21 protein-coding genes and 1 tRNA gene are annotated in these 25,016 nt (G+C 68.1%); 13 read left to right on the plus strand and 9 right to left on the minus strand.

The features are described 5' to 3' along the window. The first annotated feature begins 28 nt into the window (after positions 1-28). Together BBX35_RS08460 and BBX35_RS08465 are read left to right on the plus strand one after the other, a co-directional pair. On the plus strand, positions 29-1,231 hold the full coding sequence (locus BBX35_RS08460) for an SGNH/GDSL hydrolase family protein (RefSeq protein ID WP_171901413.1): 1,203 nt from the start codon (positions 29-31) through the stop codon (positions 1,229-1,231). Between the two features lie 139 nt (positions 1,232-1,370). After that, positions 1,371-2,714: a methyl-accepting chemotaxis protein gene (locus BBX35_RS08465; RefSeq protein ID WP_067218595.1), complete on the plus strand. Its 1,344-nt coding sequence runs from the start codon at positions 1,371-1,373 to the stop codon at positions 2,712-2,714. Positions 2,715-2,954: 240 nt separating this feature from the next. Here the strand turns inward: BBX35_RS08465 and BBX35_RS08470 are convergent, their stop codons facing one another. Continuing rightward, complete coding sequence (locus tag BBX35_RS08470) at positions 2,955-4,385, minus strand: glutamate synthase subunit beta (protein ID WP_067218597.1); 1,431 nt, start codon at positions 4,383-4,385, stop codon at positions 2,955-2,957. 15 nt (positions 4,386-4,400) lie between these two features. Further along, positions 4,401-9,119 carry a glutamate synthase large subunit gene (gene gltB / locus BBX35_RS08475; protein ID WP_088946082.1) on the minus strand — a complete coding sequence of 1,573 codons (4,719 nt, stop codon included), beginning with the start codon at positions 9,117-9,119 and terminating at the stop codon, positions 4,401-4,403. Between the two features lie 662 nt (positions 9,120-9,781). Between gltB and BBX35_RS08480 the strand changes: the two genes are divergently transcribed. Then, positions 9,782-10,816 (plus strand): threonine aldolase family protein, encoded by a 1,035-nt coding sequence (locus tag BBX35_RS08480; RefSeq protein ID WP_067218601.1) that lies wholly within the window; start codon positions 9,782-9,784, stop codon positions 10,814-10,816. Positions 10,817-10,960: 144 nt separating this feature from the next. Then, the gene (locus BBX35_RS08485; protein WP_067218603.1) at positions 10,961-11,419 is read left to right on the plus strand and encodes a GyrI-like domain-containing protein; all 459 of its coding nucleotides are present in this window, start codon (positions 10,961-10,963) and stop codon (positions 11,417-11,419) included. A gap of 115 nt (positions 11,420-11,534) precedes the next feature. On the opposite strand, the gene BBX35_RS08490 is transcribed toward BBX35_RS08485, so the two are convergent. Beyond that, positions 11,535-11,984, minus strand: coding sequence for an Hsp20 family protein (locus tag BBX35_RS08490; RefSeq protein WP_067218606.1), 450 nt, complete (start codon positions 11,982-11,984; stop codon positions 11,535-11,537). Between the two features lie 305 nt (positions 11,985-12,289). Between BBX35_RS08490 and BBX35_RS08495 the strand changes: the two genes are divergently transcribed. Further along, positions 12,290-12,685, plus strand: coding sequence for a hypothetical protein (locus BBX35_RS08495; RefSeq protein WP_067218607.1), 396 nt, complete (start codon positions 12,290-12,292; stop codon positions 12,683-12,685). 180 nt (positions 12,686-12,865) lie between these two features. Continuing rightward, the gene (locus BBX35_RS08500; RefSeq protein WP_067218610.1) at positions 12,866-13,825 is read left to right on the plus strand and encodes an alpha/beta fold hydrolase; all 960 of its coding nucleotides are present in this window, start codon (positions 12,866-12,868) and stop codon (positions 13,823-13,825) included. Here the strand turns inward: BBX35_RS08500 and hisN are convergent. Together hisN and BBX35_RS08510 are read right to left on the minus strand one after the other, a co-directional pair. Further along, the gene (hisN, locus tag BBX35_RS08505) at positions 13,819-14,610 is read right to left on the minus strand and encodes a histidinol-phosphatase (RefSeq protein WP_067218613.1); all 792 of its coding nucleotides are present in this window, start codon (positions 14,608-14,610) and stop codon (positions 13,819-13,821) included. The genes BBX35_RS08500 and hisN overlap by 7 nt on opposite strands. Before the next feature lie 535 nt (positions 14,611-15,145). Next, positions 15,146-16,036 (minus strand): N-formylglutamate amidohydrolase, encoded by an 891-nt coding sequence (locus BBX35_RS08510; RefSeq protein ID WP_067218615.1) that lies wholly within the window; start codon positions 16,034-16,036, stop codon positions 15,146-15,148. Positions 16,037-16,296: 260 nt separating this feature from the next. Here BBX35_RS08510 and cpdR point away from each other — a divergent pair, with 260 nt between their 5' ends. The 5 genes from cpdR (at position 16,297) to BBX35_RS08535 (ending at position 19,210) form a co-directional block, all read left to right on the plus strand. Then, entirely contained in the window at positions 16,297-16,656 is a 360-nt protein-coding gene (cpdR, locus tag BBX35_RS08515) for a cell cycle two-component system response regulator CpdR (protein WP_067218617.1), read from the plus strand. A gap of 177 nt (positions 16,657-16,833) precedes the next feature. Continuing rightward, a tRNA-Val gene (locus BBX35_RS08520) sits at positions 16,834-16,908 on the plus strand. Positions 16,909-17,181: 273 nt separating this feature from the next. Then, positions 17,182-17,307: a type B 50S ribosomal protein L36 gene (ykgO, locus tag BBX35_RS08525; RefSeq protein WP_029059454.1), complete on the plus strand. Its 126-nt coding sequence runs from the start codon at positions 17,182-17,184 to the stop codon at positions 17,305-17,307. Positions 17,308-17,472: 165 nt separating this feature from the next. Further along, entirely contained in the window at positions 17,473-18,063 is a 591-nt protein-coding gene (locus tag BBX35_RS08530; RefSeq protein WP_208979803.1) for a tetratricopeptide repeat protein, read from the plus strand. A 67-nt stretch (positions 18,064-18,130) separates the two neighbouring features. Then, positions 18,131-19,210: an alpha/beta fold hydrolase gene (locus BBX35_RS08535; protein ID WP_067218622.1), complete on the plus strand. Its 1,080-nt coding sequence runs from the start codon at positions 18,131-18,133 to the stop codon at positions 19,208-19,210. A gap of 70 nt (positions 19,211-19,280) precedes the next feature. Here the strand turns inward: BBX35_RS08535 and pyk are convergent, their stop codons facing one another. The 4 genes from pyk to BBX35_RS08555 form a co-directional block, all read right to left on the minus strand. After that, entirely contained in the window at positions 19,281-20,717 is a 1,437-nt protein-coding gene (gene pyk, locus BBX35_RS08540; RefSeq protein ID WP_067218624.1) for a pyruvate kinase, read from the minus strand. After that, positions 20,714-21,130, minus strand: coding sequence for a DUF1036 domain-containing protein (locus BBX35_RS08545; RefSeq protein WP_067219887.1), 417 nt, complete (start codon positions 21,128-21,130; stop codon positions 20,714-20,716). Before BBX35_RS08545 ends, pyk begins: the two co-directional genes overlap by 4 nt. Positions 21,131-21,241: 111 nt before the next feature. Then, positions 21,242-22,558 (minus strand): glycerate kinase type-2 family protein, encoded by a 1,317-nt coding sequence (locus BBX35_RS08550; protein WP_067218626.1) that lies wholly within the window; start codon positions 22,556-22,558, stop codon positions 21,242-21,244. Continuing rightward, the gene (locus tag BBX35_RS08555) at positions 22,555-23,523 is read right to left on the minus strand and encodes a DMT family transporter (RefSeq protein WP_067218628.1); all 969 of its coding nucleotides are present in this window, start codon (positions 23,521-23,523) and stop codon (positions 22,555-22,557) included. The genes BBX35_RS08550 and BBX35_RS08555 overlap by 4 nt, the downstream gene beginning before the upstream one ends. 261 nt (positions 23,524-23,784) lie before the next feature. On the opposite strand from BBX35_RS08555, the gene BBX35_RS08560 reads away from it, so the two are divergent. Together BBX35_RS08560 and BBX35_RS08565 are read left to right on the plus strand one after the other, a co-directional pair. Then, positions 23,785-24,597 carry an N-formylglutamate amidohydrolase gene (locus tag BBX35_RS08560; protein WP_067218631.1) on the plus strand — a complete coding sequence of 271 codons (813 nt, stop codon included), beginning with the start codon at positions 23,785-23,787 and terminating at the stop codon, positions 24,595-24,597. A 48-nt stretch (positions 24,598-24,645) separates the two neighbouring features. Next, positions 24,646-24,951 carry a DUF1244 domain-containing protein gene (locus tag BBX35_RS08565; protein WP_067219889.1) on the plus strand — a complete coding sequence of 102 codons (306 nt, stop codon included), beginning with the start codon at positions 24,646-24,648 and terminating at the stop codon, positions 24,949-24,951. The last annotated feature ends 65 nt before the right edge of the window (positions 24,952-25,016 follow it).

A 25,016-nucleotide genomic window follows, 5' to 3' on the forward strand; every position in this document is an offset into this window, starting at 1 on the left:
CTGCTGCAAGGGCCGTAAAATCGGTGCCATGACACCTTGTGCCAGCTTCTTCGCGCGCCGTCCCGACGTGCCTGCCCGCCCCTTGGCGCGCGGGCGTTTCCGGCTGGCCGCGCTGGTGGCGCTGGTCACGGCATTCTGCCTGCTGCTGCCCGACCTGCAGCCGGGAAGAACGGCGGATTTCGGCCCGGTTTCGGCGCTGGCGCAGAACGGCCGGCCGATCGTCCAGCCGGGAGATTCGCGCAATTCCAACTTCCATCCGCTGTCGCCGCTGCTGCGGCTGTTCGGCGTGGAAAACAGCCGTCGCCGCACCCGCATCCAGGAGCGCGAGCCGCGCCAGCGGCTGCAGCCCTCGCGCGAGCCGGCCCGGCCGGTCGTCGTCGAAGTGCCGAAGGAGGCCGATGCGCGCGTTGTTCTGGTGGTCGGCGATGCGCTGGCCGGCGAGCTGGCGGAAGGGCTGGAGGCGACCTATTCGGAAGTCCCGTCGGTGCGCGTCGACAGCCTGTCGATCAACGATGCAGGCCTTGCAGGGCCAAGGGCCGAAACCCTCGGCGACCGGGTCCGCGGCATCATCCAGGGACGGCGCGTCGCGGCCATCGTGGTGCTGATCGGCTCGCTCGACGTGCGCGACATCACTACGGAAACCGGCACCGCGCCGTTCCGCAGCGAGGCATGGAACGCGCTGTACGGCCAGCGGATCGCCGAGCTGGTGGCGATCGGGCGGGCGCAGCGCACGCCGGTGGTCTGGGTCGGCCTGCCGCCGCCCAAGGGCGTCGCCCGGCGCAACGACTTCGCCCATATCAACACGGTCGCCAAGCAGCGCGCGGAGGCCGCCAACGCCATCTATGTCGACGTGTGGGACGTGTTCCTGGACGAGAACGGCGGCTACACCTCCTACGGTCCGGACGTGGAAGGCACGCGGCGGCAGCTGCGCTCGGGCGACGGCGTCGGCTTCACCTGGCACGGCCGGCGCAAGATCGCCTTCTTCGCCGAGCGCTCGATTGCCCGCATCCTCGGCTCCTCCGGCGCCTTCGCCTTCGAGGGCGTGGAGGACGATCCGAATTTCATCGTGCTGACCGGGCGCCAGGGGGCGCCGGAAACGGTGCTGGCCGGCGGCGAGAACGCCAGGAACGCCCCGGTCGTCGACACGCCGCAATACCAGCTGATCGTGCAGGGCGCGCCGATCGCGCCGCAGAACGGGCGGGTCGACGACTTCCGCAGCGCCGCGCCCTGAGCGACACCGTGAGCCGCACCTTTAGCAGCACCGGCCGGCAAAGGCCGGCCACCGCCCTCCGTGTATTTACGTAATTACCTAATTTTTCACGTTTTTCGGGAAGCCTGACGACCTCGCAACGCAAGTCCGGGTCCCGAACATGGCCGCATCCCGCCCCGCCTTCTTGTCCCTTACCGTAACGGGACGCTTCCTGCTGATGGTCGCGACCGCCGCGCTCATCATGATGGCCGGCACGGGCTATGCCTTCTACGTGTTCCGCCGTTCGCTGCTGTCGGCGCTAGGCGATCCGGTGCAGGCACAGGAGTTTCTGGGTCCTTCCGCCACCGCCAAGCTCGACGGGCTGATCCTCGACCAGATGGTCGAGATCGCGCTCGTCTGCCTTCCCGTCGGCATCGCCTTCCTGGCGCTGGCCTTCGTGCTGGCGATGGGCGTGCGCCGGCCGTTGAAGGCCTTGCAGGAAGGGCTGGTCGCCCTGTCCAACGGCGACTTCGGCATCACGGTGGCAGGCGCGGAGCGACGCGACGAGATCGGCGCCATCGCCCGGTCGGTGGCGGATTTCCGCGTGCGGCTGTCGCAAAAGGCGGAACAGGACGCGCGCGAGGCGGTGGAGCAGCAGGAGCGCATGGCGCGCCAGCGCGGCGAGACGCTGAACCAGGTGGCGGCCGAGTTCGAGCAGACCGTGGTCGGCGTCGTCCACCGGCTCGGCGATGCGGCCGGGCGGGTGGCGCATCTGACCAAGGATCTCGACGGGGCGGTCGACATGGCCGCAAGCGCCGTCGACGAGGCGTCCGGCTCCTCGATCCAGGCCTCCAGCTCGGTTTCGACGGCGGCGGAGGCGGCCGAAGAGATGTCCCAGTCGATCCTGTCGATCGGCCGGGAGATGGAGCAGGCGGCGGAAATGGCGCGGGCGGCGGTGGAGGAATCGCGCTCGACCGATGCCATCGTCGGCCGGCTGGCGGAAAGCGGACGGGCCATCGGCGAGGTGGTCGACCTGATCAAGCAGATCGCCGACCAGACCAACCTGCTGGCATTGAACGCCACCATCGAGGCGGCGCGGGCCGGGGAAATGGGCCGGGGCTTTGCCGTCGTTGCCAATGAAGTCAAGACCTTGGCCGGCCAGACCTCGCGGGCGACCGAGGATATCTCGCAGCAGGTCGAGGCGGTGCAGCAGGTCTCCGAGCAGGCGGTCGGGGCGATCCGCTCCATCGCCGGTACGGTGGAACGCATCCACTCGATCTCCGACACGATCCTGCAGGCGGTGCAGAAGCAGATGTCGGCGACCGGCGAGATCAGCCAGAGCGTCGAGTTCGCGACGCAAAGCACCGAGAATGTCGCCTCCAGCATGGACGCGCTCGGCCGGGCCAGCGGTTCGACCCGGGCCGCCACGGATGAAATCCGCGGCGCCAGCTCCGAACTTGCCCACCTTTCCGAGGCGCTGCGCGAGCAGGTCGGCGGCTTCCTGTCGAGCATCCGCGCGGCCTGACCCTCACGGGGATAAACCAGCGCTCGGCTCTGCCTCGCGGAAGGGGATAAGGGACGCCTTGCGGTGTCGCCCCGGCGAGGATAAGTGCCGTTTTCGGCCTCGAGAAATTGAGAAAGGCGCCGCAAGCGGCGCCTTTCCCTTTGATATTGCTCATCTTTTTTTGAGACGATTTTGCAAAATCTTGCGAGATTTTGCGAAAGGCCGTCCCAAACGGCCTCACGCCTTGCAAAATCGCCCCGGTCAGCGCGGCAGGTTCGAGCTGCCCGTCAGGTGCAGGTCGATGGCCCGCGCGGCCTGACGGCCCTCGCGGATCGCCCAGACCACCAGCGACTGGCCCCGGCGGACGTCGCCGGCGGCGAAGACGCCGTCGATGGACGTCTTGTAGTCCTGGGTGTTCGCCTTGACGTTGGTGCGGGCGTCGCGCTCGATGCTGTCGCCGAGCTCGGCGAGGTAGGTGCCTTCCATCGGCCCGGCAAAGCCGATGGCGACCAGCACCAGCTCGGCGCGCAGGATGAACTCGCTGCCCGGGATCGGCCGGCGCTTCTCGTCGACGCGGGCGCACTTGACGCCGGTGACGTGGCCGTCCTCGCCGACGACGGCAAGGGTGGCCGCCGCGAACTCGCGGTCGGCGCCTTCCGCCTGGCTGGAGGAGGTGCGCATCTTGGTCGGCCAGTACGGCCACACCGTCAGCTTGTCCTCCTTCTCCGGCGGACGCTGGCGGATGTCGAGCTGGGTCACCGACAGGGCGCCCTGGCGGAACGAGGTGCCGACGCAGTCCGAGGCCGTGTCGCCGCCGCCGATGACGACGACATGCTTGCCGCCGGCCCAGTAGGGCTGCTCGGCCGAGACGTCCTCGCCGCCGACGCGGCGGTTCTGCTGGACCAGGAACGGCATGGCATACATGCAGCCCTGAAGGTCCATGCCCGGAAGCTCGGGATCGCGCGGACGCTCGGCGCCGACGGTCAGCAGCACCGCGTCATGGCGCTGCTTGAGCTCGTCGACCGTCAGGTTGACGCCGACATTGGCACCGTAATGGAAGACGACGCCTTCGCCCTCCATCTGCTCGACGCGGCGGTCGATGTAGTGCTTTTCCATCTTGAAGTCGGGAATGCCGTAGCGCATCAGGCCGCCGGCGCGGGGCTCGCGCTCGTAGACATGCACCGTGTGGCCGGCGCGGGCGAGCTGCTGGGCCGCGGCAAGGCCGGCGGGACCGGCGCCGACGATGGCGACGGTCTTGCCGGTGCGGAACGGCGCCGGCTCGGGGCGGATCCACCCTTCGGCCCAGGCCTTGTCGGCAATCGCCTGTTCCACGGTCTTGATGGCGACCGGCACGTCCTCGAGGTTCAGCGTGCAGGCTTCCTCGCACGGGGCGGGGCAGATGCGGCCGGTGAACTCCGGAAAGTTGTTGGTCGAGTGCAGGTTGCGCGCCGCCTCTTCCCAGTCGCCGTTATAGACCAGGTCGTTCCAGTCCGGGATCTGGTTGTTGACCGGACAGCCGACGGGCCCATGGCAATAGGGCACGCCGCAATCCATGCAACGGGCAGCCTGTCGCTCGACTTCCTTGTCCTCGAGCGGCAGGGTGAACTCCCTGAAGTGGCGGATGCGGTCGGAGGCCGGCTGGTACTTCTGTTCCTGCCGGTCGATCTCCAGGAAACCGGTAACTTTTCCCATGATCTCTCGTCTCCCTTACTCGGCCGCCACCAGGCCGAGCCGCTTTTCTTCCATTTCCCTGAGGGCGCGGCGGTACTCGACCGGCATCACCTTCACGAATTTCGGGCGGAACTCGTCCCACTTCTCCAGGATCTCCTGCGCCCAGGCCGAGCCGGTATGGGCGATGTGGTTGGAGATGATCTGGCGAAGCCGCTCGTCGTCATGCCGCGTCATGTCGGCAGACAGGTCCACGCGGCCCTTGTGCTCGATGTCGCCACCATGGTGGTGGAGCTTCTCCAGGAGGTCGTCCTCCTCCGGGACCGGCTCGATGTCGACCATGGCGAGGTTGCAGCGGTTGCGGAACGAGCCGTCCTCGTCCAGCACATAGGCCACACCGCCCGACATGCCAGCGGCGAAGTTGCGCCCCGTCCAGCCGAGCACGACGACGACACCGCCGGTCATGTATTCGCAGCCGTGATCGCCCACGCCCTCGACGACGGCGATGGCACCGGAGTTGCGGACCGCGAAACGCTCGCCGGCGATGCCGCGGATGTAGCACTCACCCTCGGTCGCACCGTAGAGCACGGTGTTGCCGGCGATGATCGAGTAGTCCGGATCGGCGGCGCTCTTCGGGTTCGGACGAATGACGAGCTTGCCGCCCGCCAGGCCCTTGCCGACATAGTCGTTGGCGTCGCCCTCGAGCGTCATGGTGATGCCGCGCGCGAGGAAGGCACCGAAGGCCTGGCCGGCGGTGCCGGTCAGCCGCACGTCGATGGTGCCGCCCTTCAGACCCTTGTGGCCGAAGCGCTTGGCCACCTCGCCCGACAGCATCGCACCGGCGGAGCGGTCGACATTGCCGATGGTCTCGGTGATCACGACCGGCTCCTTGCGCTCCAGCGCCGGCTCGGCGGCCGCGATCAGGCGGCGGTCGAGAACGTCGTCGATCGGATGCTTCTGGCGCTCGGTCCAGCGCTTCGCCTCGGCCGGGGCCTCGGGCATGTGGAAGATGCGCGAGAAGTCGAGGCCGCGCGCCTTCCAGTGGTCGATCATCTTCTCCTGGTCGAGCAGGTCGGTGCGGCCGACGAGATCGTCGAAACGGGCGATGCCCATCGCGGCCATGATCTCGCGGACTTCCTCGGCGACGAAGAAGAAGTAGTTGACCACATGCTCCGGCGCGCCCTTGAAGCGCTTGCGCAGCACCGGGTCCTGGGTGGCGATGCCGACCGGGCAGGTGTTCAGGTGGCACTTGCGCATCATGATGCAACCAGCGGCGATCAGCGGCGCGGTCGAGAAGCCGAACTCGTCGGCCCCCAGCAGCGCGCCAACGATGACGTCGCGCCCGGTCTTCAGGCCGCCGTCGACCTGCAGGGCGATGCGCGAGCGCAGCCCGTTCAGCACCAGCGTCTGCTGGGTCTCGGCAAGGCCGATCTCCCAGGGGCTGCCGGCATGCTTGATCGAGGTCAGGGGCGAGGCGCCCGTGCCGCCGTCATAGCCGGACACGGTGATGTGGTCGGCGCGCGCCTTGGCAACGCCGGCGGCAACCGTGCCGACACCGACTTCCGACACCAGCTTGACCGAGATGTCGGCCGCCGGGTTGACGTTCTTCAGATCGTAGATCAGCTGCGCCAGATCCTCGATCGAATAGATGTCGTGGTGCGGCGGCGGCGAGATCAGGCCGACGCCCTGCGTCGAGTGGCGGACCTTGGCGATCACCGCGTCGACCTTGTGGCCGGGCAGCTGGCCGCCCTCGCCGGGCTTGGCACCCTGGGCCACCTTGATCTGGATCATGTCCGAGTTGACGAGGTAGTCGGTGGTCACGCCGAAGCGGCCCGAGGCGACCTGCTTGATCGCCGAGCGCATCGGGTTCTGCGACCCGTCCGGCAGCGGCATGTAGCGCTCCGGCTCCTCGCCGCCCTCGCCGGTGTTCGACTTGCCGCCGATCCGGTTCATGGCGACGGCCAGCGTCGAGTGGGCCTCGCGCGAGATCGAGCCGAAGGACATGGCACCGGTCGAGAAGCGCTTGACGATCTCGGCCGCCGGCTCGACCTCGTCGATGGAGATCGGCGCGCGGCCGACATCCTCTGCGGTCTTGACGCGGAACAGCCCGCGGATGGTGAAGCGGCCGTTGTGCTCGTTGGTCTCGCGGGCGAACTCGCGATACTGCTCGGGCAGGTTGGAGCGCACCGCATGCTGCAGGAAGGCGATGCCTTCCGGCGTCCACAGGTGGCTCTCGCCGCGCACGCGGTAGGCGTATTCGCCGCCGACATCGAGCGAGCGGCGCAGCACCGGCACGTCGGCGAAGGCGACGGCGTGGCGGCGGGCGGTCTCCTCGGCGACCTCGGCAAGGCCGATGCCCTCGATCATGGTGGCGGTGCCGAAGAAGTACTCGTTGACGAAGTCGGTCGACAGGCCGACCGCGTCGAAGATCTGGGCGCCGCAATAGGACTGGTAGGTCGAGATGCCCATCTTGGACATGACCTTGAGGATGCCCTTGTCGATCGACTTGATGTAGCGATAGACGACCTCGTCGGCGTCGACCTCCTCGGGGAAGTCGAGCTCGGCATGGAGCTGCAGCAGCGTCTCGAAGGCGAGATAGGGGTTGATCGCCTCGGCGCCGTAGCCGGCCAGCACGCAGAAGTGATGCACCTCGCGCGCCTCGCCCGTCTCCACCACCAGACCGACCGAGGTGCGCAGGCCCTTGCGGATCAGGTGATGGTGCACGGCAGCGGTCGCCAGCAGCGCCGGGATGGCGATGCGGCCGCGGCTGACCAGGCGGTCGGACAGGATGACGATGTTGTAGCCGTTGACCACCGCCTTCTCGGCATTGGCGCACAGGTTGTCGAGCGCCTCGCGCATGCCGCCCGCGCCCTTGGACGCGTCGTAGGTGATGTCCAGCGTCTTGGCCGAGAACTGGTTGTCGGCGGTGTCGCCGATGGTCCGGATCTTCTCCAGGTCGTCATTGGTGAGGATCGGCTGGCGAACCTCCAGACGGCGGGAGGTGGCCAGGCCCTTGAGATCGAACAGGTTCGGCCGCGGCCCGATGAAGGACACGAGGCTCATCACCAGCTCCTCGCGGATCGGGTCGATCGGCGGGTTGGTGACCTGGGCGAAGTTCTGCTTGAAATAGGTGTAGAGCAGCTTCGGCTTGTCCGAGAGCGCGGAGATCGGCGTGTCGGTGCCCATCGAGCCGATGGCTTCCTGGCCGACGGTCGCCATCGGATGCATCAGGAGCTTGATGTCTTCCTGGGTGTAGCCGAAGGCCTGCTGGCGGTCGAGCAGCGTCTCCGCCGCGACCGGCGCACGGCCGCGCACCGCCGGCATCTCCTCCAGCACGATCTGGGTGCGGTGCAGCCAGTCCTTGTAGGGGTTGGCGGTGGAGAGCTGCCGCTTGATCTCGTCGTCGGAAATGATCCGGCCTTCCTCGAGATCGATCAGCAGCATCTTGCCCGGCTGCAGGCGCCACTTGCGGATGATCTTCTCTTCCGGCACCGGCAGCACGCCGACCTCGGAGGACATGATCACGAAATCGTCGTCGGTCACCACGTAGCGGGCCGGACGCAGGCCGTTGCGGTCGAGGGTCGCGCCGATCTGGCGGCCGTCGGTGAAGGCGACGGCGGCCGGGCCGTCCCACGGCTCCATCAGGGCGGCGTGGTACTCGTAGAAGGCCCGCAGGTTCTCGTCCATGAGCGGGTTGCCGGCCCAGGCCTCGGGGATCAGCATCATCGCCGCATGGGCGAGCGAGTAGCCGCCGCGCACGAGGAACTCGAGCGCGTTGTCGAAGCAGGCGGTGTCGGACTGGCCCTCGTAGGAGATCGGCCACAGCTTGGAAATGTCGTCACCGAACAGCGGCGAGGACACGCTGGCCTGGCGGGCGGCCATCCAGTTGACGTTGCCGCGCAGGGTGTTGATCTCGCCGTTATGGGCGACCATCCGGTAGGGATGGGCGAGATCCCAGGACGGGAAGGTGTTGGTGGAGAAACGCTGGTGAACCAGCGCCAGCGCCGAGGTGAAGCGCGGGTCCTTCAGGTCGGCATAGTAGGCGCCGAGCTGATAGGCCAGGAACATGCCCTTGTAGACCAGCGTCCGGCTCGACAGCGAGACGATGTAGAAGCCCTTGGTGACGGCATCGGTCTCGGCGCGGATGACGTTGGAGATCACCTTGCGCAGCACGAAGAGGCGGCGCTCGAAATCGTCCTGGGTCTCGCAGTCGCGGCAGGCGATGAACACCTGGCGCGAGCAGGGCTCGGTCGCCGCGATGTCGGGCGCCTTGGACAGGGACGAATTGTCGACCGGCACGTCGCGCCAGCCGAGGCACGCCTGGCCTTCCGCGTTGATGACGCGCTCGACGATCTCCTCGCAGACGCGGCGCAGCGCCGGGTCCTGCGGCAGGAAGAGGAAGCCGACGCCGTAGCGGCCCTTCTCGGGCAGCTCGAAGCCGAGGCTCTTGGTCTCGGCGGCGAAGAAGTCGTGCGGGATCTGCACCAGCATGCCGGCGCCATCGCCCATCAGGGGGTCGGCACCGACCGCGCCACGATGGGTGAGGTTCTCCAGCACCTGCAACCCGTCGGAGACGATGCGGTGGGAGGGAACGCCCTTGAGATGGGCGACGAAGCCGACGCCGCAGGCGTCATGCTCGCGCGCGGGATTGTAAAGACCCGACCGTGCGGCTTCCTCGCGTCGCTCGTTCAGCGTTTTGCGGGCAGTCGTCGCTTTGGCCGGTGCGGTTTCGGTCACGAAGTCCAGCGCCTCGATCATCGCTTCGGTCTTGCTCATGTCTGCCCTCTTTCATCCTGCGCCGGGACCGTCCTTCTCCGTTCGGGTCGCGCTCTCTCGTGATCGAGGAGCCCGGCTCGTCCGTCGAACGGGCGTTCGCCCTGACGCTGACCAGTGAAGCGGACCTGCCCAGCAGTCCGCCTGTTCCGGCGGTGCTTGTTCCTTGAGGAACGTCCGCCGGCAATCCGTTTCGGTGCCCGTGCACCGGCAAGGCGATATCGCTTCGCGTGCCGCAGTCATACGCCGGCAACCGTGCCGGCGGATCCCCGCGACCAGTTGTAGCACACGCTGCCGCCTGCGATCAGCCGTCGGATGCGTTCAGCCCTGTCCGACGGAGTGCCGCGGGCGCGGCGCGGGAAGCCGGCCAGCCCCGGCCTCTTCCCTTTCGCCAAAAGGGACAGCAATCCTGTCCTATCTGGCGGAGGCGCACAATGCCAGATTTCCCGTGGGGGGGCAAGCGGCTTGCAAGCCCGCGCAAAACTATTTCTTGCGCCACGGCCGGGGGCTTTTGTCATTAATGCAATGCTGTTTCGGCGGGAAGGAAAGATTGTGTCGGCGGGCGCGGAAAGCGGGTCCCGCGCATGCCTTGAGGGAAGGATGCGGACGGGCTTGCAAGGCTGCGCGCACCGGTCTTAGATCGCGCCATGATCTTCGCCAGCGACAATTGGGCGGGTGCCTCGCAGCCGGTTATGGATGCCATGGTCCGCCACAACACGGGCGCCGCGCCGGCCTACGGCACGGACCCGCTCACCCTCAAGGTCCGCGACCGGTTTCGCGAGATCTTCGAGACGGACGACCTCACGGTCTGGTTCACCGCAACCGGCACGGCGGCGAACGCCCTGACCATGGCGGCCTGCGCAAGACCCGGCGGGCTGGTGCTGACCAGCGACATCGCGCATGTGCTGTGCGACGAGTGGGGAGCGACGGAGTTCTTCTCGCACGGCATGAAGATGGTGCCGGTGGAGACGCGCAACGGGCGGATCTCGGCGGAAGCCCTGTCGCGCGAACTGGCCAGGCACCCGGCCGGCAGCCGCTTCGGCACGCCGGTGGCGGTGAGCCTGACCCAGGCGAGCGAGTGCGGCACGGTCTACCGGCCGGATGAACTGGCGGCGCTGACGAGGGCTGCCAAGGAACGCGATCTCGTCTGCCACATGGACGGCGCGCGCTTCGCCAATGCGCTGGTGCATCTTGGGTGCAGCCCGGCGGAGATGACCTGGAAGGCGGGGATCGACGTGCTGTCCTTCGGCGGCACCAAGAACGGCTGCTGGTGCGCCGAGGCGATCGTGGTGTTCAACCAGGATGCCTTGCGCGATCTTGCCGCACACCGCTCGCGCGCCGGGCACCTGTTCTCCAAGTCGCGCTTCGTCGCAGCCCAGCTCGACGGCTATCTGGAGAACGACCACTGGCTGGAAAGCGCCCGCCACGCCAACGCGATGGCGAGCCGGCTTGCCGAGGGGCTCGCGGCGTCCGGCCATGCGCTTGCGCATCCGGTGGAGGCGAACGAGGTGTTCCCGGTGCTCGATCTTGCCACCATCGCGCGGCTGCGCGAGGCGGGCGCGGCGTTCTACGAATGGCCGGAGATCGAGGCGGGCGAGGGCACGTCCGGCGTGCGGCTGGTGACGTCCTTTGCGACGACGCCGGAAGAGGTCGCGCGCTTCCTGGAGATCGCCGCGGGGTAGGGGATGGCCGCGCGTGGAAGAATTTTCTCCGTGTGCGGCTTTCTTGCCGGAAATTTGGAATTCGTTTTCGCGTTTCGGATTGGCGCAAAGCCGAACGGGGCTAGCTTCGCGCCGGTTTCAGCGAAACGACCGGAGCGACAGCAGATGAAGATCCATCCCACCGAGGACATGCATGTCCTCTCGATTGCCCGCAGGCTGACCATTCCTGAGGTGGCATCGGCTGCCGCCGAGCTGTCGAGCGAGATCGAGGCGGAGCGCCAGCGCGCTGGCCTTGCGGCGGCGGGGCCGTGGACCTTCATTGCGCAGAACCTGCCGCGCGACGGCAAGACCGCGTTCGACTGGCGCATTTGCCTGCCGGTGGCGGGCGCTGCCGCCTATGACGGTCCGCTGGAGGTTCTGCATCTGGAGCCGATCATGGTGGCGTCCGCCGTGCATCTGGGGCCGGTCAGGACCCTGTTCACGCAAGGCTACGCGCCCTTGCTGAGCGACATCGGCGAGACGCGGCATCATCTGTCGGGCCAGAGCCGGGAGGTCTATCACGACTGGCGCGGCGGCAAGGCCGGCTACAACCGCATCGAGATCCAGTTCGAGCTGTCGCGCTGACGGCCTGTCCCGAACAAAAGGCGCCCGGCCTTCGAAAAGGCCGGGCGCGGGGGGCAGGCGTTGCTCTCGCCGAGGGGGGATAGCGAGGTTCCGCCTGCCTGATCCTTGGGGATCGTCAGTGGGTGCTGCCTTCGATCTGCTTCTGGCCGCCCTTGCCGATCTCGATCTTGCGGGGCTTCATCGCCTCCGGAATCTCGCGGGCAAGGTCGATATGCAGCAGGCCATTCTCCAGGCTGGCGCCCTTGACCTCGACATGGTCGGCGAGCTGGAAGCGGCGCTCGAAGGCGCGCGAGGCAATGCCGCGGTAGAGCACCTCGCCGGTCTCGGTCTCCTGGGCGCGCTCGCCCTTGACCGACAGCGTGTGCTCCTTGGCCTCGATCGTCAGGTCGGCCTCGCCGAAGCCGGCCACCGCCATGGTGATGCGGTAGGCGTTCTCGCCGGTCCGCTCGATGTTGTAGGGCGGATAACTCGGCGTCTCCTGGCCCGTGTTGGTGTCGAGCATGGAGAGCAGGCGATCGAAGCCGACGGTGGAACGATAGAGCGGGCTGAAATCGAAGTGACGCATCGGTGTGTCCTCTCGTTGAGCAACAGATGATGGTGTCGGTTCCGCTGTATCCCGCCGTCGTGGCCGGGAGGGGAACCGCTTGCGGGCCCGTCAGTGGCACCCGCGAAATACGAGATGGGGAGCGCGAAATCGGCTTTCAAGAGGGACATCGCAGCGGGCGCGTCGTCTCCCCCGGCAAGAGGGGCTGCGACCGGCTCCGGCACCTGAACGACAGGTGAACGGAGCCTTCCGGGAGGGTTCACGCGCGGCGGTGCATCTTTCCGATCGTCAACAGGCGCTGACGCGCCCAAACAGGAGACAGATCCATGAGGAAGTCGCTTCTTGCCGCCGTCGCCGCCCTTGGTGTCGTTCTTTCGGTTCCCAGCGCCCAGGCGCTCGATATCCGCATCGGTTCCGGCCCGGCCGGCGCCTCTTCCGGCGTCGCCGTCGAGGTCCAGCTTGCCGGCCATCGCGGCCGCGACCGCCGCGGCTACCGCCTCGACCGCCTGGGCCCGCGCCAGATCGTCAACCGGCTGCACCGCCAGGGCTTCCGCGACATCAGCAACGTGCGCCCGCGGGGCCATGTCTATGTCGCCCATGCCCGCGGCTATCGCGGCATGCCGCAGCGCCTTGTGGTGGACGCCTATTCGGGCCAGGTCGTCGGCCGCTCGCCGATCGGCCGCGGCTACGGACACGGCTGGGGCCGCCACGGCCGCCTGTAATCGCAGCGGGTTCCATACCCGCCAGCCTGCCTGAACGGGGCCGCCGGAGTTGAGCCGGCGGCCCCGCTCCTGTATGGGTCAAGGCACGGGGAACGCAGGATTTGCGACGACGCCGGCTGTCATCGAACGACACCGGCAAAGACACCCGGCCCGGAAAGAGCGGAGTGCGGCGCGGTGGCAATGGAGCTCTACGATCATCCGGACAACCCGGTGCCGGCGGGGGCGATCTGCCAGCAGGTGACGACGCCGGACGGCATCCGCCTGCGCACCGCGCGCTGGATGCCCGACCGCGGCCCGCTCAAGGGCACGGTGACGCTGCTGCAGGGCCGGGCCGAATTCATCGAGAAATATTACGAGACGGTCGCGGACCTGCGCGCGCGCGGCTTTGCCGTCGTCACGTTCGACTGGCGCGGCCAGGGCGGCTCGCAGCGCCTGCTGTCCAACCCCGCGCGCGGCCATGTGGACGATTTCGCCGATTTCGTCACGGATCTCGACACGGTGATGAGCGAGGTGACGCTCGCCTCGATGCCCGGTCCGCACCACGTGCTGGCGCATTCGACCGGCGGGGCGGTGCTGCTGCTGGCGGCCGGGCGGCTGCGCACCCGCATCGAGCGGGCGGTGCTGTCGGCGCCGCTGATCGGTCTCGGCAAGGTGGGGCTGCCGCAACGGGTGATCTGCCCGCTGTCGGCGGCGCTGTCCTCCATCGGCTTCGGCACCGCCTATGTGCCGGGCGGCAGCGCGAAGTTTCACATGCCGTTCGAGGGCAACCCGCTGACCAGCGACGAAATGCGCTTCCGCCGCAACGAGGCTGTGCTGAGCGCGCATCCGGACCTGGAGATCGGCGCGCCGACCATCGACTGGCTGGCAGCGGCCTGCCGCGCGATGACGCGGTTCTTCGAACCGGATTTCGGCCCCTCGCTGCAGCTGCCGGTGCTGCTGGTCGCCTCGACCGGCGACCGCATCGTCTCGGCGCGGGCCTCGGAACGCTTCGCCCGCCAGACCCGCTCCTGCCGCTATCTGGAGATCGCCGGCGCCCGCCACGAGCTGCTGATGGAAGACGACTTCCACCGCGACCAGTTCCTGGCAGCCTTCGACGCCTTCGTTGCGGACGGCGAGCCGGTCGGCGCCTGGAGCTACTGAGCGGCGCGGGCGAGAATTTCCAGAACCTTCGCGTGCAGGGCCGGGTCGCCGGCCGCAACGATCTGGCCGCCGTTTGCCGGCGAGCCGCCGGACCAGTTGGTCACCACGCCGCCGGCGCCCTCGATGATCGGGGCCAGCGCGACGATGTCGTAGGGCTGCAGGCCGGTCTCGATGACGAGGTCGACCTGGCCGCTGGCGATCATCGCATAGCCGTAGCAGTCGGTGCCGTAGCGGGCGGTGCGCACGGTGCCCTCGATCTGCCGGTAGGCATCCGCCTCCGCGCCCTGGAAGAGGCCCGGATGGGTGGTGCACATGATGGCCTGGGCGAGGTCCGCGCAAGGACGGGTCGAGATCGGCCGGGTGCCCTCGCGGTTGACCAGCCAGGCCTTGTCGCAATCGCCGAGGAACCGCTCCTCCACGTAAGGCTGGTCCATGACGCCGAAGACCGGCTTGCCGCCGCGCGTCAGGCCGATGAGCGTGCCCCAGGTCGGCAGGCCGCAGATGAAGGCGCGGGTGCCGTCGATGGGATCGAGCACCCAGACATGCTCGGCATCGAGACGGACATTGCCGTGCTCCTCGCCGAGAATGCCGTGCTCGGGGAAGCGCGCCTCGATCAGCGCCCGCAAGGCCTCCTCGCCGGCGCGGTCGGCGACCGTCACCGGATCGAAGCCCTCGGCCAGCTTGTTCTCCACCGACAGGGCCGCGCGGAAATGCGGAAGGATCGCGGCGGACGAAGCCTGGCACAGCTCGGCCGAGAAGGCGGAGAGAACGTCGGACGTGGGCATGAAGGGTCCTTCCGGGGCAAGAGGCGGAGAGCGGCGGCGCGCAAAAGATCCTGCCCGCAATAGCGCGGGAACGGCGTGCGGGCAATCTTCGCAAGGCCGGCGGTGCGGTGGCGGGTGCGGGCAGGCGGGTTTCCGCTGCGGCGCGAAGAGTGGGGTGGATGCGCCTGATTAAAATGTAGGCAAATCAGAGAGTGGCGCGCTTTTGAGCGGTCCGAAGGGGCGGAATCGGGCCTTGCGGCGAATTATTCAAGAAGATTTATTAAAGTCTATGCCATTGAAAAACATGAAATTTCCAGAAATCCGCGTTGCTGCGAACGAGAAAAATCCGGATGTCGTATTGACTTTTGTGCGCCGCGATGGAAACTTGTTGCAGTGCGATATGGCTTGCCATGTCGCGCCGCCCTCCTTGGGCGTTTCCTCCCTAGACTCGGGCCGCCTCGCAAGAGAGCGGCCCTTTTTTCTGCGCGGCTTTCCGGCCGCCGCGAGCGCGGTCGTCCTCTGGGCGATGCAAACGGGTCGGGGGGTCGAGAGAGGCTTACTCGGCCGCCAGTGCGTCCGGCGCGAGGTCGGCATCGCTGCCTGCCACCAGCTCCTCGCAGAAGCGGCGCATGTCGCGGGAGAGCTCGGCAAAGCCGGAGCTGCGGTCCGTGCGCGCCTCGTCCATGTAGAGGCTGCGGTTGATCTCCACCTGCAGGGCGTGAAGCCCCTTGGCCGGTCGGCCGTAATGCTCGGTGATGAAGCCACCGGCATAGGGCTTGTTGCGCGCCACCGTGTAACCCATGCCGCGCAGGATGTCGGTGGCCTGGTCGATCAGCGAGCGGGCGCAGCTCGTGCCGTAGCGGTCGCCGAGGATGAAGTCCGGGCGCGGGCCGTTGTCGCTGCTGCGGATCGTCGAGGGCATGGAGTGGCAGTCGATCAGCACCGCATGGCCGAAAGCGACATGGGTGCGGGCGAGCAGCCGGCGCAGGGTCTGGTGATAGGGCTTGTAGATCGTCTCGATGCGGTCGAGCGCCTCGCGCACGGGGAGGCGGGTGCGGTAGATCTCCTGCGCCTCGCCGACGACGCGGGCGATGGTGCCGAGCCCGCCGGCAACGCGGATCGAGCGGCTGTTGGCATAGGGCGGCAGCCGGTCCTCGTACATCTTCGGGTCGAGCTCGTAGGGCTCGCGGTTGACGTCGAGATAGGCGCGCGGGAAGCGGGCGCAGAGCAGCGGGGCGCCGAGCTCGACGACGCCGGCAAAGAGTTCGTCGACGAAGGCATCCTCGGAGCGGCGGATCGCCAGCGCATCGAGCCGCGAGGACTGCAGGAAGGGCAAGGGGTAGTGGCGCCCGGAATGGGGCGAGTTGAACACGAAGGGCGCGGATTGCTCGGCCGGGTGCAGGACGTCGAAAGGCTTCGTGTCCTCGAACCCGTTCACCACCTGCATATGCATGCACTCCGCCCGACGGCCGCCTCGTTGAATTTCCCTATTAGCCCCCGAATCGGCGTTAATGTCCACACGGGCGGTGGGTAACCATCGCGGCCGCAGGGCGGAACACCGCTTTCACTGGATGTTTACCGTCAATCGGCCTTATAACGATCCGAAAGATGTGCCAAAACGGGACCTTCGGACGCGCGGTTTGCGGCCGGCGCCCGGAATGCGAAACGCCCAGCGGATTCGCCGAGCGAAGCGGGACGAAGCAACGAATGACACGGATCCTACTTGCGGAAGACGACAACGACATGCGGCGCTTCCTCGCCAAGGCGCTGCAGAAGGCCGGTTACGACGTCGTCTCCTTCGACAACGGCAAGAGCGCCTACGAGCGCCTGCGCGAGGAACCCTTTTCCCTGCTGCTGACCGACATCGTCATGCCGGAGATGGACGGCATCGAGCTGGCCCGCCGCGCGACGCAGCTCGACCCGGACCTGAAGGTGATGTTCATCACCGGCTTCGCCGCGGTGGCGCTGAACCCGGACTCGCAGGCCCCCAAGGATGCCAAGGTGCTGTCCAAGCCCTTCCACCTGAAGGATCTGGTCCTGGAAGTGGAGCGCATGCTGGCCGCCTGAGGAGCGGGCAGCGACCTCTCAACAGGTTTTCCACCGCACGCGGCGCCGGTGCGGGACAGCGACAATTTAGTTTGCGAGAAGGGCTTGCACCGAAAATCGAAGCCCGCTATATCGCATCCCACCGCGCCGTCCCGTCGGCGTCGGCCTTCCGGCAACTTGGCCGGATCGAAGAGTTTCGGGCGTGTAGCTCAGCGGGAGAGCACTACGTTGACATCGTAGGGGTCACAGGTTCAATCCCTGTCACGCCCACCATCTTCGCCAGACTGCCGAGACTTCGAGGCAGTTGGCAAAGCCCGGCAAACGGCCGCCAAGGTCAGCTGCTTCCAGCATCTGCCTCAAGCGGATCGGGCACCGCCCCCGGCGCGCGGTTCTATCGGACCAGCGCGAGGAGGTGGAGCCGGCGGGCAGGACGACGAAGGTCCTCACCGATCCTCATCGTCCGCAAGCAGACAGCCGGGCCCGCAAGGCGCGGCGCAACATTGAGGATGCCGCCGCCAACGTGGCACCGTTGACGGAGACGAGACGATGAAGATCAAGAATTCGCTCAAGGCGCTGATGGGCCGTCACCGCGACAACCGCATGGTTCGCCGCAAGGGTCGTGTCTACATCATCAACAAGAAGGCTCCGCGCTTCAAGGCCCGCCAGGGCTGAGGCACGGCGGCAGGCCCCGCGCGCCTGTCCGACGCTTTCAAATTTTGCCGATGGCATTGACGATCGCATCCGGGGCGACATACTCCCCGGATGCGATCGTTTTTGGCGTTGTCCTTCCTGATGTGCCTTTCCGTCTCCGCGCTGGCGCAGGAGGGAAGGCCCGACGTGCTTCCTCCGCAAGCACTTCCCCCCTCGCTCGACGATCTCGACGCGCCGACCACCGAGGTCGAGCCGCCGTCCGGTCCCGCTCCCGCGGTGACCGATAACGAGACGCCGAAGAACGAGCTCGACGGGCTGTTCACCGAACTTGCCAAGGTGGAAAGCGACGAGCAGGCACGCCCGCTCGTCAGCCGCATCCAGCGCATCTGGTCGCGTTCGGGCAGCCCCACCGTCGACCTCCTGATGATGCGGGCAGCGGCCGCCATGCAGGCCAAGGACTACGCGCTGGCGCTCGACCTGCTCGACGTGACGGTGCGGCTCGCCCCCGACTTTCCGGAAGCCTGGAACCGGCGCGCGACGGTGAATTACCTGCGCGAGGATTTCGGCCGGTCGATGGTCGATATCGAGCGGGTGCTGGCGCTGGAGCCGCGCCACTGGGGCGCGATGTCGGGCCTCGGCATCATCCTGCGGCGAATCGGGCGCGACGACGAGGCGCTGGAAACCTTCCGCCAGGTGCTGAAGATACATCCGGTCAGCGAGAACGCGCGTAAGGCGGTAGAGGACATGGAAAAGGCGGCGGCCGGCTCGCCGATCTGACGCGCGTCTCGCGGGTCCCGCCTTTCGCCCTCTCGCCCGTACTTCGCCAAAGCCGGACCTTCCCGCCATGCCCACCCTTGCCCTTGTCCTGTTGTCGGCGCTGGCGCTGCTGCTCTCCGGTCTTGCCCTGCTGGCGGACATGCGCGGGCGCGAGGCGGAGGAGCGCTATCCGCCGATCGGCACCTTCGCCGAGATCGACGGCGTGCGGCTGCACTATCTCGACATCCGTCCCGAGGGCTGGCGCGAGGGCGATCCGGCGCTGGTCTTCGTGCACGGGGCGAGTGCCAACCTGCGCGATCCGCATATGGCGCTGGCCGGCCCGCTGAGCGACTGGCCGGCAGCGAAGGGCAAGGCCGCACGGCTCGTCTTCGTCGACCGGCCCGGCCACGGCTATTCGCAGCGCGGCGGCGAGGACATGTACCGCCCGGCCGCCCAGGCGGCGTTGATCGCCGGGCTGACCGACAGCCTCGGCATCGAGCGGGCGGTTGCCGTCGGCCATTCCTGGGGCGGGGCGGTGGCGGCGCAACTGGGGCTGGCGCGCGCCGATCTCTTTGCCGGGCTGGTGTTTCTGGCGCCGGCGACCCACCCCTGGCCCGGCGGCACCAACTGGTATTACGACGCGGCCGCCCTGCCGGTGGCCGGCGCGGTGTTTTCCCACACGCTGGCCCCGTTCGGCGCGGCGCTGGTCGCACCGTCCGCCATCGAGGGAATCTTCCGCCCGGCCGAGGCGCCGGAAAACTACGCCGAGCGGCTGGGCCTGCCGCTGCTGTTCCGCCCGCAGACCTTCCGGGCGAATGCACAGGACGTCGCCTTCCTGAAGGGGGAGGTGGAGGTGGCCTCGCTGCGATACGGCGAGATCACCCAGCCGGCGGCGGTGATCACCGGCGAGACGGACAGCGTCGTCTATCCGCATATCCATTCGCACGGGCTGGCGCGGGACCTGCCCAATGCCTGGCTGGTGACGCTGGAGCGGGCCGGCCACATGCCGCACCATACGCGCACGGATGCGGTGCTGCTGGAAATCGAGAAGGTGGTGGCGATGGTCTTCCCGGACGCCGGATGGAGCGATGAGGGGGCCCGAAACGAAAACGAGACGGCCGAAGCCGCCTCGTCGAATGCTGCCGCTGCTGCCGCTGCGAGCGACTGAGGATCAGAAGCCGCCGCTGTTGCGAGCGGCTCAGGATCAGAGGCCGCCGCTGTTGCGAGCGGCTAAGGCTTCAAAGACCGCCGCGACCGTCGCTGCCGACGAAGGCGATGCGCAGCATGTTGGTCGAGCCGGGGGTGCCGAAGGGCACGCCGGCCGTCGTGATGATGCGCTGGCCGGGCTTTGCCAGTTCCTCCTGAAAGGAGATCTGGCAGGCGCGGTCGACCATGTCGTTCTCGTCGCGGGCGTCGTCCGAAACCACGCAGTGCAGGCCCCAGGCAAGCGACAGGCGGCGGGCGGTCGACAGCACCGGCGAGATGACGATGACCGGCACGGACGGGCGCTCGCGCGAGGCGCGCAGACCGGTGGCGCCGGAGGTCGTGTAGCAGACCACGGCGGCAAGGTTCAGCGTCTCGGCGATCTGGCGCGCGGCAGCGGCGATGGCATCGGCGCCGGTCGGCTCCGGCTCCTGCCGCTGGGCGTGGATGATGCCGCGATAGTTGGGGTCGCGCTCCACCTGGCGGGCGATGCGGTCCATGGTGGCGACCGCCTCGACCGGGAACTGGCCGGCGGCCGATTCGGCGGAGAGCATGACCGCGTCGGCGCCCTCGAACACGGCGGTGGCGACGTCGGACACCTCGGCGCGGGTCGGCACCGGAGCGGTGATCATCGATTCCAGCATCTGGGTGGCGACGACCACCGGCTTGCCGGCGCGGCGGCAGGCGCGGACGATCTGCTTCTGCAGGCCCGGAACCTGTTCCAGCGGCATCTCGACGCCGAGATCGCCACGGGCGACCATCAGCGCGTCGGAGAGGTCGATGATCTCGCTCAGCCGTTCGATGGCCTGCGGCTTCTCGATCTTGGCGAGGATGCCGGCGCGGCCGCGCGTCACCTTGCGCACGTCGGCAAGGTCGTCCGGGCGCTGGATGAAGGACAGCGCGATCCAGTCGACATTGGCCTCCAGCGCGGCGTCGAGGTCCTTGCGGTCCTTGTCGGTGAGCGCGCCGACCGGGATCTCCGTGTCGGGAACGCTGACGCCCTTGCGGTTGGACAGCTTGCCGCCGACCTCGACCACCGTCTCGGCGCTGGTCTTGGTGCAGGAGGTCACGCGCAGGCGGATCTTGCCGTCGTCGAGCAGCAGGCGGTGGCCCGGCTCGAGCGCCTGAAGGATCTCGCGATGGGGGAGGTGGACGCGCGAGGCGTTGCCCGGCGTCTTGTCGCTGTCGAGGGTGAAGCTGGCGCCGTTCTCCAGCGTCACCGCATCGCCCTCGAAGGTGCCCACACGCAGCTTGGGACCCTGGAGGTCGGCAAGGATGCCGATCGGCCGGCCGATCTTCGTCTCGATCTCGCGAATCATCGCCACCAGCGCATGCAGGCGCGGGTGGTCGGTGTGACTCATGTTGATGCGGAAGACGTCGGCACCGGCGGTGTAGAGCTTCTCGATCGTTTGCGGATCCGAGGAGGAGGGTCCGAGTGTCGCTAGAATCTTGACCCGCCTGTCACGCTTCATTGTCCGCCTGTCCCCCCTTGCACGGGCTCTGTCAGCTGGACCGTCCAGCTGGCTTGCTCGCCCGTATCGATTTCGAAGAATCCGGTCCGTTCGAAGCCGCGGGCGACGCAGTCCTCGATACCCCGGATGGTGAATTCCTTCTCGCGGGTACACATGAAGGCGCGGCCGCCCCACTCCCCGAACTGATCGTAATCCACCGCATAGATATAATAGAAACGTGACACGAGCGAGCCCGCCACCAACGTTTCACAGGAATTTGCCGGCAGGTTCCACCAGCCTTCGGTGACCCAGTCGGCCTCTTCGCGATAGCCTATCGCGACGCCGACCTGGCTCTCCGTCTTGTTGCACAGGCGGAGCTCGGCATGGGCCGGAGTCGCACCGAGAACACTGAGAGCCGACAGGGCGAGCGCCATCGCGCCGCAGGATGCAAGGCCCAGCCGGATCGTTCTGACTGCCGTGGTTTGCCGTTGCCTCTCGGCCTTTTTCATCATTCGATTACTCGTGCCACGACCATGCGCGTCATCTTATGACCGACGGGCTTCCGCCTTGTCAATGAGGACGGCCCGGAAGTCGTTGACGTTGGTATAGGTTGGACCGGGTCTCAGCAGATCCCCGAGATGATCGAAGAAACCGGTGCTGTCGTTTCTCTCCAGAAATGCGGCGGCATCATGACCTGACCTTGCGGCGCGGGCGAGAGTCGTTTCGTCGACCAAGGCGCCGGCCGGATCATCTGCCGATCCTGCACCGCCGTCCGTTCCATCAGTGTCGCCTGCAACTGCGGCAATTCCGCGAGCACCGTCGAGAGCGATGGCGAGAGCGAGGGCATATTCCTGGTTGGGACCGCCGCGGCCCTCGCCGCGGATCGTCACGGTCAGCTCGCCGCCGGACAGCAGCACGGCGCGCCGGCCGGCCGCCTGGATCTCGCGGGCCATGCGGGCATGCTCGGCCGCAACCTCGCGCGCCTCGCCCTCCAGGCTGTCGCCGAGCAGGACCGGCTCGTAGCCCTGTTCGCGGGCGAGTGTCGCCGCGCGCTCGAGCGACAGGGCCGGTCGGGCGACGATCTCGAAGCGCGTGCCGGCAAACAGCGGGTCGCCGGGCTTGGGCGTCTCGTTGGCCGGATCGGCAAGGGCGCGGTGGACGCTTTCGGGCGCATCCGGGGCATAGCGGGCGACAAGGGCGCGGGCGTCGGCCAGCGTCGTCGGATCGGCGACGGTGGGGCCGGAGGCGATGGCGATGGGTTCGTCGCGCGGCACGTCGGAGACCGCGAGCGTCGTCATCGGCACGCCGTGCGGGCGGGCAGCGGCAAGGCGCCCGCCCTTGATGCGGGAGAGATGGCGGCGGACGGTGTTGATCTGCTCGATGGTTGCGCCGGAGCGCAGCAGGGCGCGGGTCAGCGCCTGCTTGTCGGCGAGCGACAGGCCCTCGACCGGGGCGATCCAGTTGGCCGAGCCGCCGCCGGACAGCAGCACGACGATATGGTCGCCCGGACGGGCGGCGGCCGCCAGTTCAAGCGTGCGGCGGGTGGCGTCGATGCCGGCCTGGTCGGGCACCGGGTGGCCGGCCTCGACCATTTCGATCAGTTGCGTCTCCTGGCCGTAGCCGTGGCGGGTGACGCCGAGGCCGACGAGACGGTCCGGGCCAAGGCCATGGGTCTCGCGATAATGGTTTTCCGCCACCTTCATCATGGCCCCGGCGGCCTTGCCGGCGCCGAGCAGCACGATGCGGCCGCTTTCCGCCGGGGCGGGAAGGTGCGGCGGCAGGCAGGTCTCGGCGCGGGCGGCATCGACGGCGGCGGCGAACAGGTCCTGCAGCAGGGCACGCATGGCGGCGGTGTCGGTCATTCGGCCTCGCGGGTCGGGGTGGCGGGTTGGGTCGGAGCGGCGGCCGGGGCGACCGGGACGGGCGCGGCGCGCGGCCGGGCGATGTAGATGCCGGCAAGGATGACGGCGCCGCCGAGCGCCTGGGCCGGGCCGATGCTCTCGCCGAGGAAGAGATAGCCGACAGCGGCGGCGGCAACCGCCTCCAGGAAGATGACGAGCGCGGAAAAGCCGGCCGACAGGGAGCCGAGCGCGAAGGCGAGCAGGCCCTGGCCGAGCGCGTGGGCGACGACGCCGAGCGCGACCAGCATGACGACGCCGGTCAGCGTGGTGGGCAGGATCGTCTCCTCCAGCGCCAGGGCGACGACGAAGAGGACGGCGGCGGTTACGAGCGAGCTGCGATAGACCAGGAGGCCGGGCGTCATGCCGGTGCTGCCGCGCCGGGCAAAGCGCATGGCGATGAAATAGGCGCCGAAGAAGACCGAGGTGACGACGCCGTAGAGATCGCCGGTCAGGCGCTCCGGCGCGAAGGCGAAGCTGCTGCCGATGAGCAGGGCGGCGCCGAGAAGGCAGGCGGCAAGGCCAAGGGCCATGGCGCGGGTGACCGGCTCCTTGAGCAGGGCGCCGGAGGCCAGCATCACCCAGAGCGGGGCGAGGGTCGCCAGCAGCGTCGCGTTGGCCGCCGTGGTGTTCATGATCGCCAGGTGCCAGAAGAACAGGTCGCCGGCGAACAGCACGCCGGCGGCGAGGGTCGCCGGGGTCCAGCGCGGGGCGGGGGTGCCCCTTGGCCGCTCGAGCCGCGCCCACACGGCCAGCAGCGGCAGGGCGAGGGTCGCGCGCCAGAAGGCGCTGGCGAAGGGGCCGACATCGGCATGGCGCACGAAGGCCGGCGAGATGCCCATGGCGATGGCTCCGGCGAGCAGCGCCACGAAGGCGACCAGGAGACGCTGGTCGGGAGCGGCGCTGAGCGGGGCGGGGGCGGTGGTCATGCCGTACGGTCTTTCGGGAAAACGTTCGAAGGGGCCAGGCAGATGGCCCGGCGGAGATTAGGCATCCAGTGCCGGCCTGTCTTGTCGGAAATCGCCGATAGCTCTTATCGCGAGTCGAGGCGAAAATGCAGTTGAAAGCGGACGCGGGATATGGTGCACAGCGGAACCTGAATCCTGCAAGTTCCACCGCAAGCCCCTTGCCGCCTGCGCCGCCCCCGGGCGCCGAGCGAAAGGCGGGCGGATATGCCAGACGGAGCCGAGATGGCCGAGACCCGGTTTCCTGCCGCGAAATCCCCGGACGAGGCGCCGTTCGAGAAGGTCGAGGGCGACCGCTCGCGCGGGCTTCTGCTGCTGTGCGACCATGCCAGCAACGCCCTGCCGGCGCGCTACGGCTCGCTCGGGCTGCCGGCTTCGGAGTTCTCGCGCCACATCGCCTACGACATCGGCGTGCGCGAACTGACGCTGGGACTGGCGCAGGCCTTCGGCGTGCCGGCCTTGATGACCACCTATTCGCGGCTGCTGATCGACCCGAACCGGGGCGAGGACGATCCGACGCTGGTGATGCGCCTGTCGGACGGCTCGGTGGTGCCGGGCAATGCGACGCACGATGCGGCCGAGCGCCAGCACCGGCTCGTCACCTATCACCGGCCCTATCACGAGGCGGTGGCGGCGGAGATCGACGCGGCGATCGCGGAGGGCCATCCCCCGGCGATCCTGTCGATCCACAGCTATACGCCCGTGTGGCGCGGCGTGCCGCGGCCCTGGCATGCGGGTATTTTGTGGGACAGCGATCCGCGTTTCGCGCTGCCGCTGCTTGACGCCCTGCGCACCGATCCCGATCTGGTGGTGGGCGACAACGAGCCCTATGACGGGGCCTTGAAGAACGACTGCATGTACCGGCATGGTACGGCGCGAGGGCTGGCGCATGCGTTGCTGGAGGTCCGCCAGGACCTGATCAAGGATGCGGCCGGCATCGAGGCCTGGACGCAGCGTCTGGTGCCGCTGGTCGCGACGGTGCTGCAGCAAGCGCCGGACCTCAACACGATCCGCCACTACGGATCGCGCTGCGACTGAGCGGCCGGATCCCGCGAGGGACCGGGTCCGCGAGAGATGGAGAAGGACATGGCCGAAATCGACGAGGCAACGCGCACCGAACTGGAGGCGGCCGCATTCCGCCGGCTGGTCTCGCATCTGCGCAAGCGCACCGACGTGCAGAACATCGACATGATGAACCTTGCCGGCTTCTGCCGGAACTGCCTGTCCAACTGGTATCTGGATGCGGCCAACGAGAAGGGCGTCGCGCTGGACAAGGAAGCCGCGCGCGAGATCGTCTACGGCATGCCGTATTCACAGTGGAAGGATCTCCACCAGAACGAGGCGAGCGCCGAGCAGCAGGCTGCCTTCGAAAAGGCGCGCCCGCACGAGTGAGACGCTGCGCAACGCCCATGTGAATATCGTTCCGTTTTCGTTCCCCGGTCTTGCATCCGCCCGAT

Source organism: Stappia indica, assembly GCF_001696535.1.
Lineage (GTDB): Bacteria > Pseudomonadota > Alphaproteobacteria > Rhizobiales > Stappiaceae > Stappia > Stappia indica.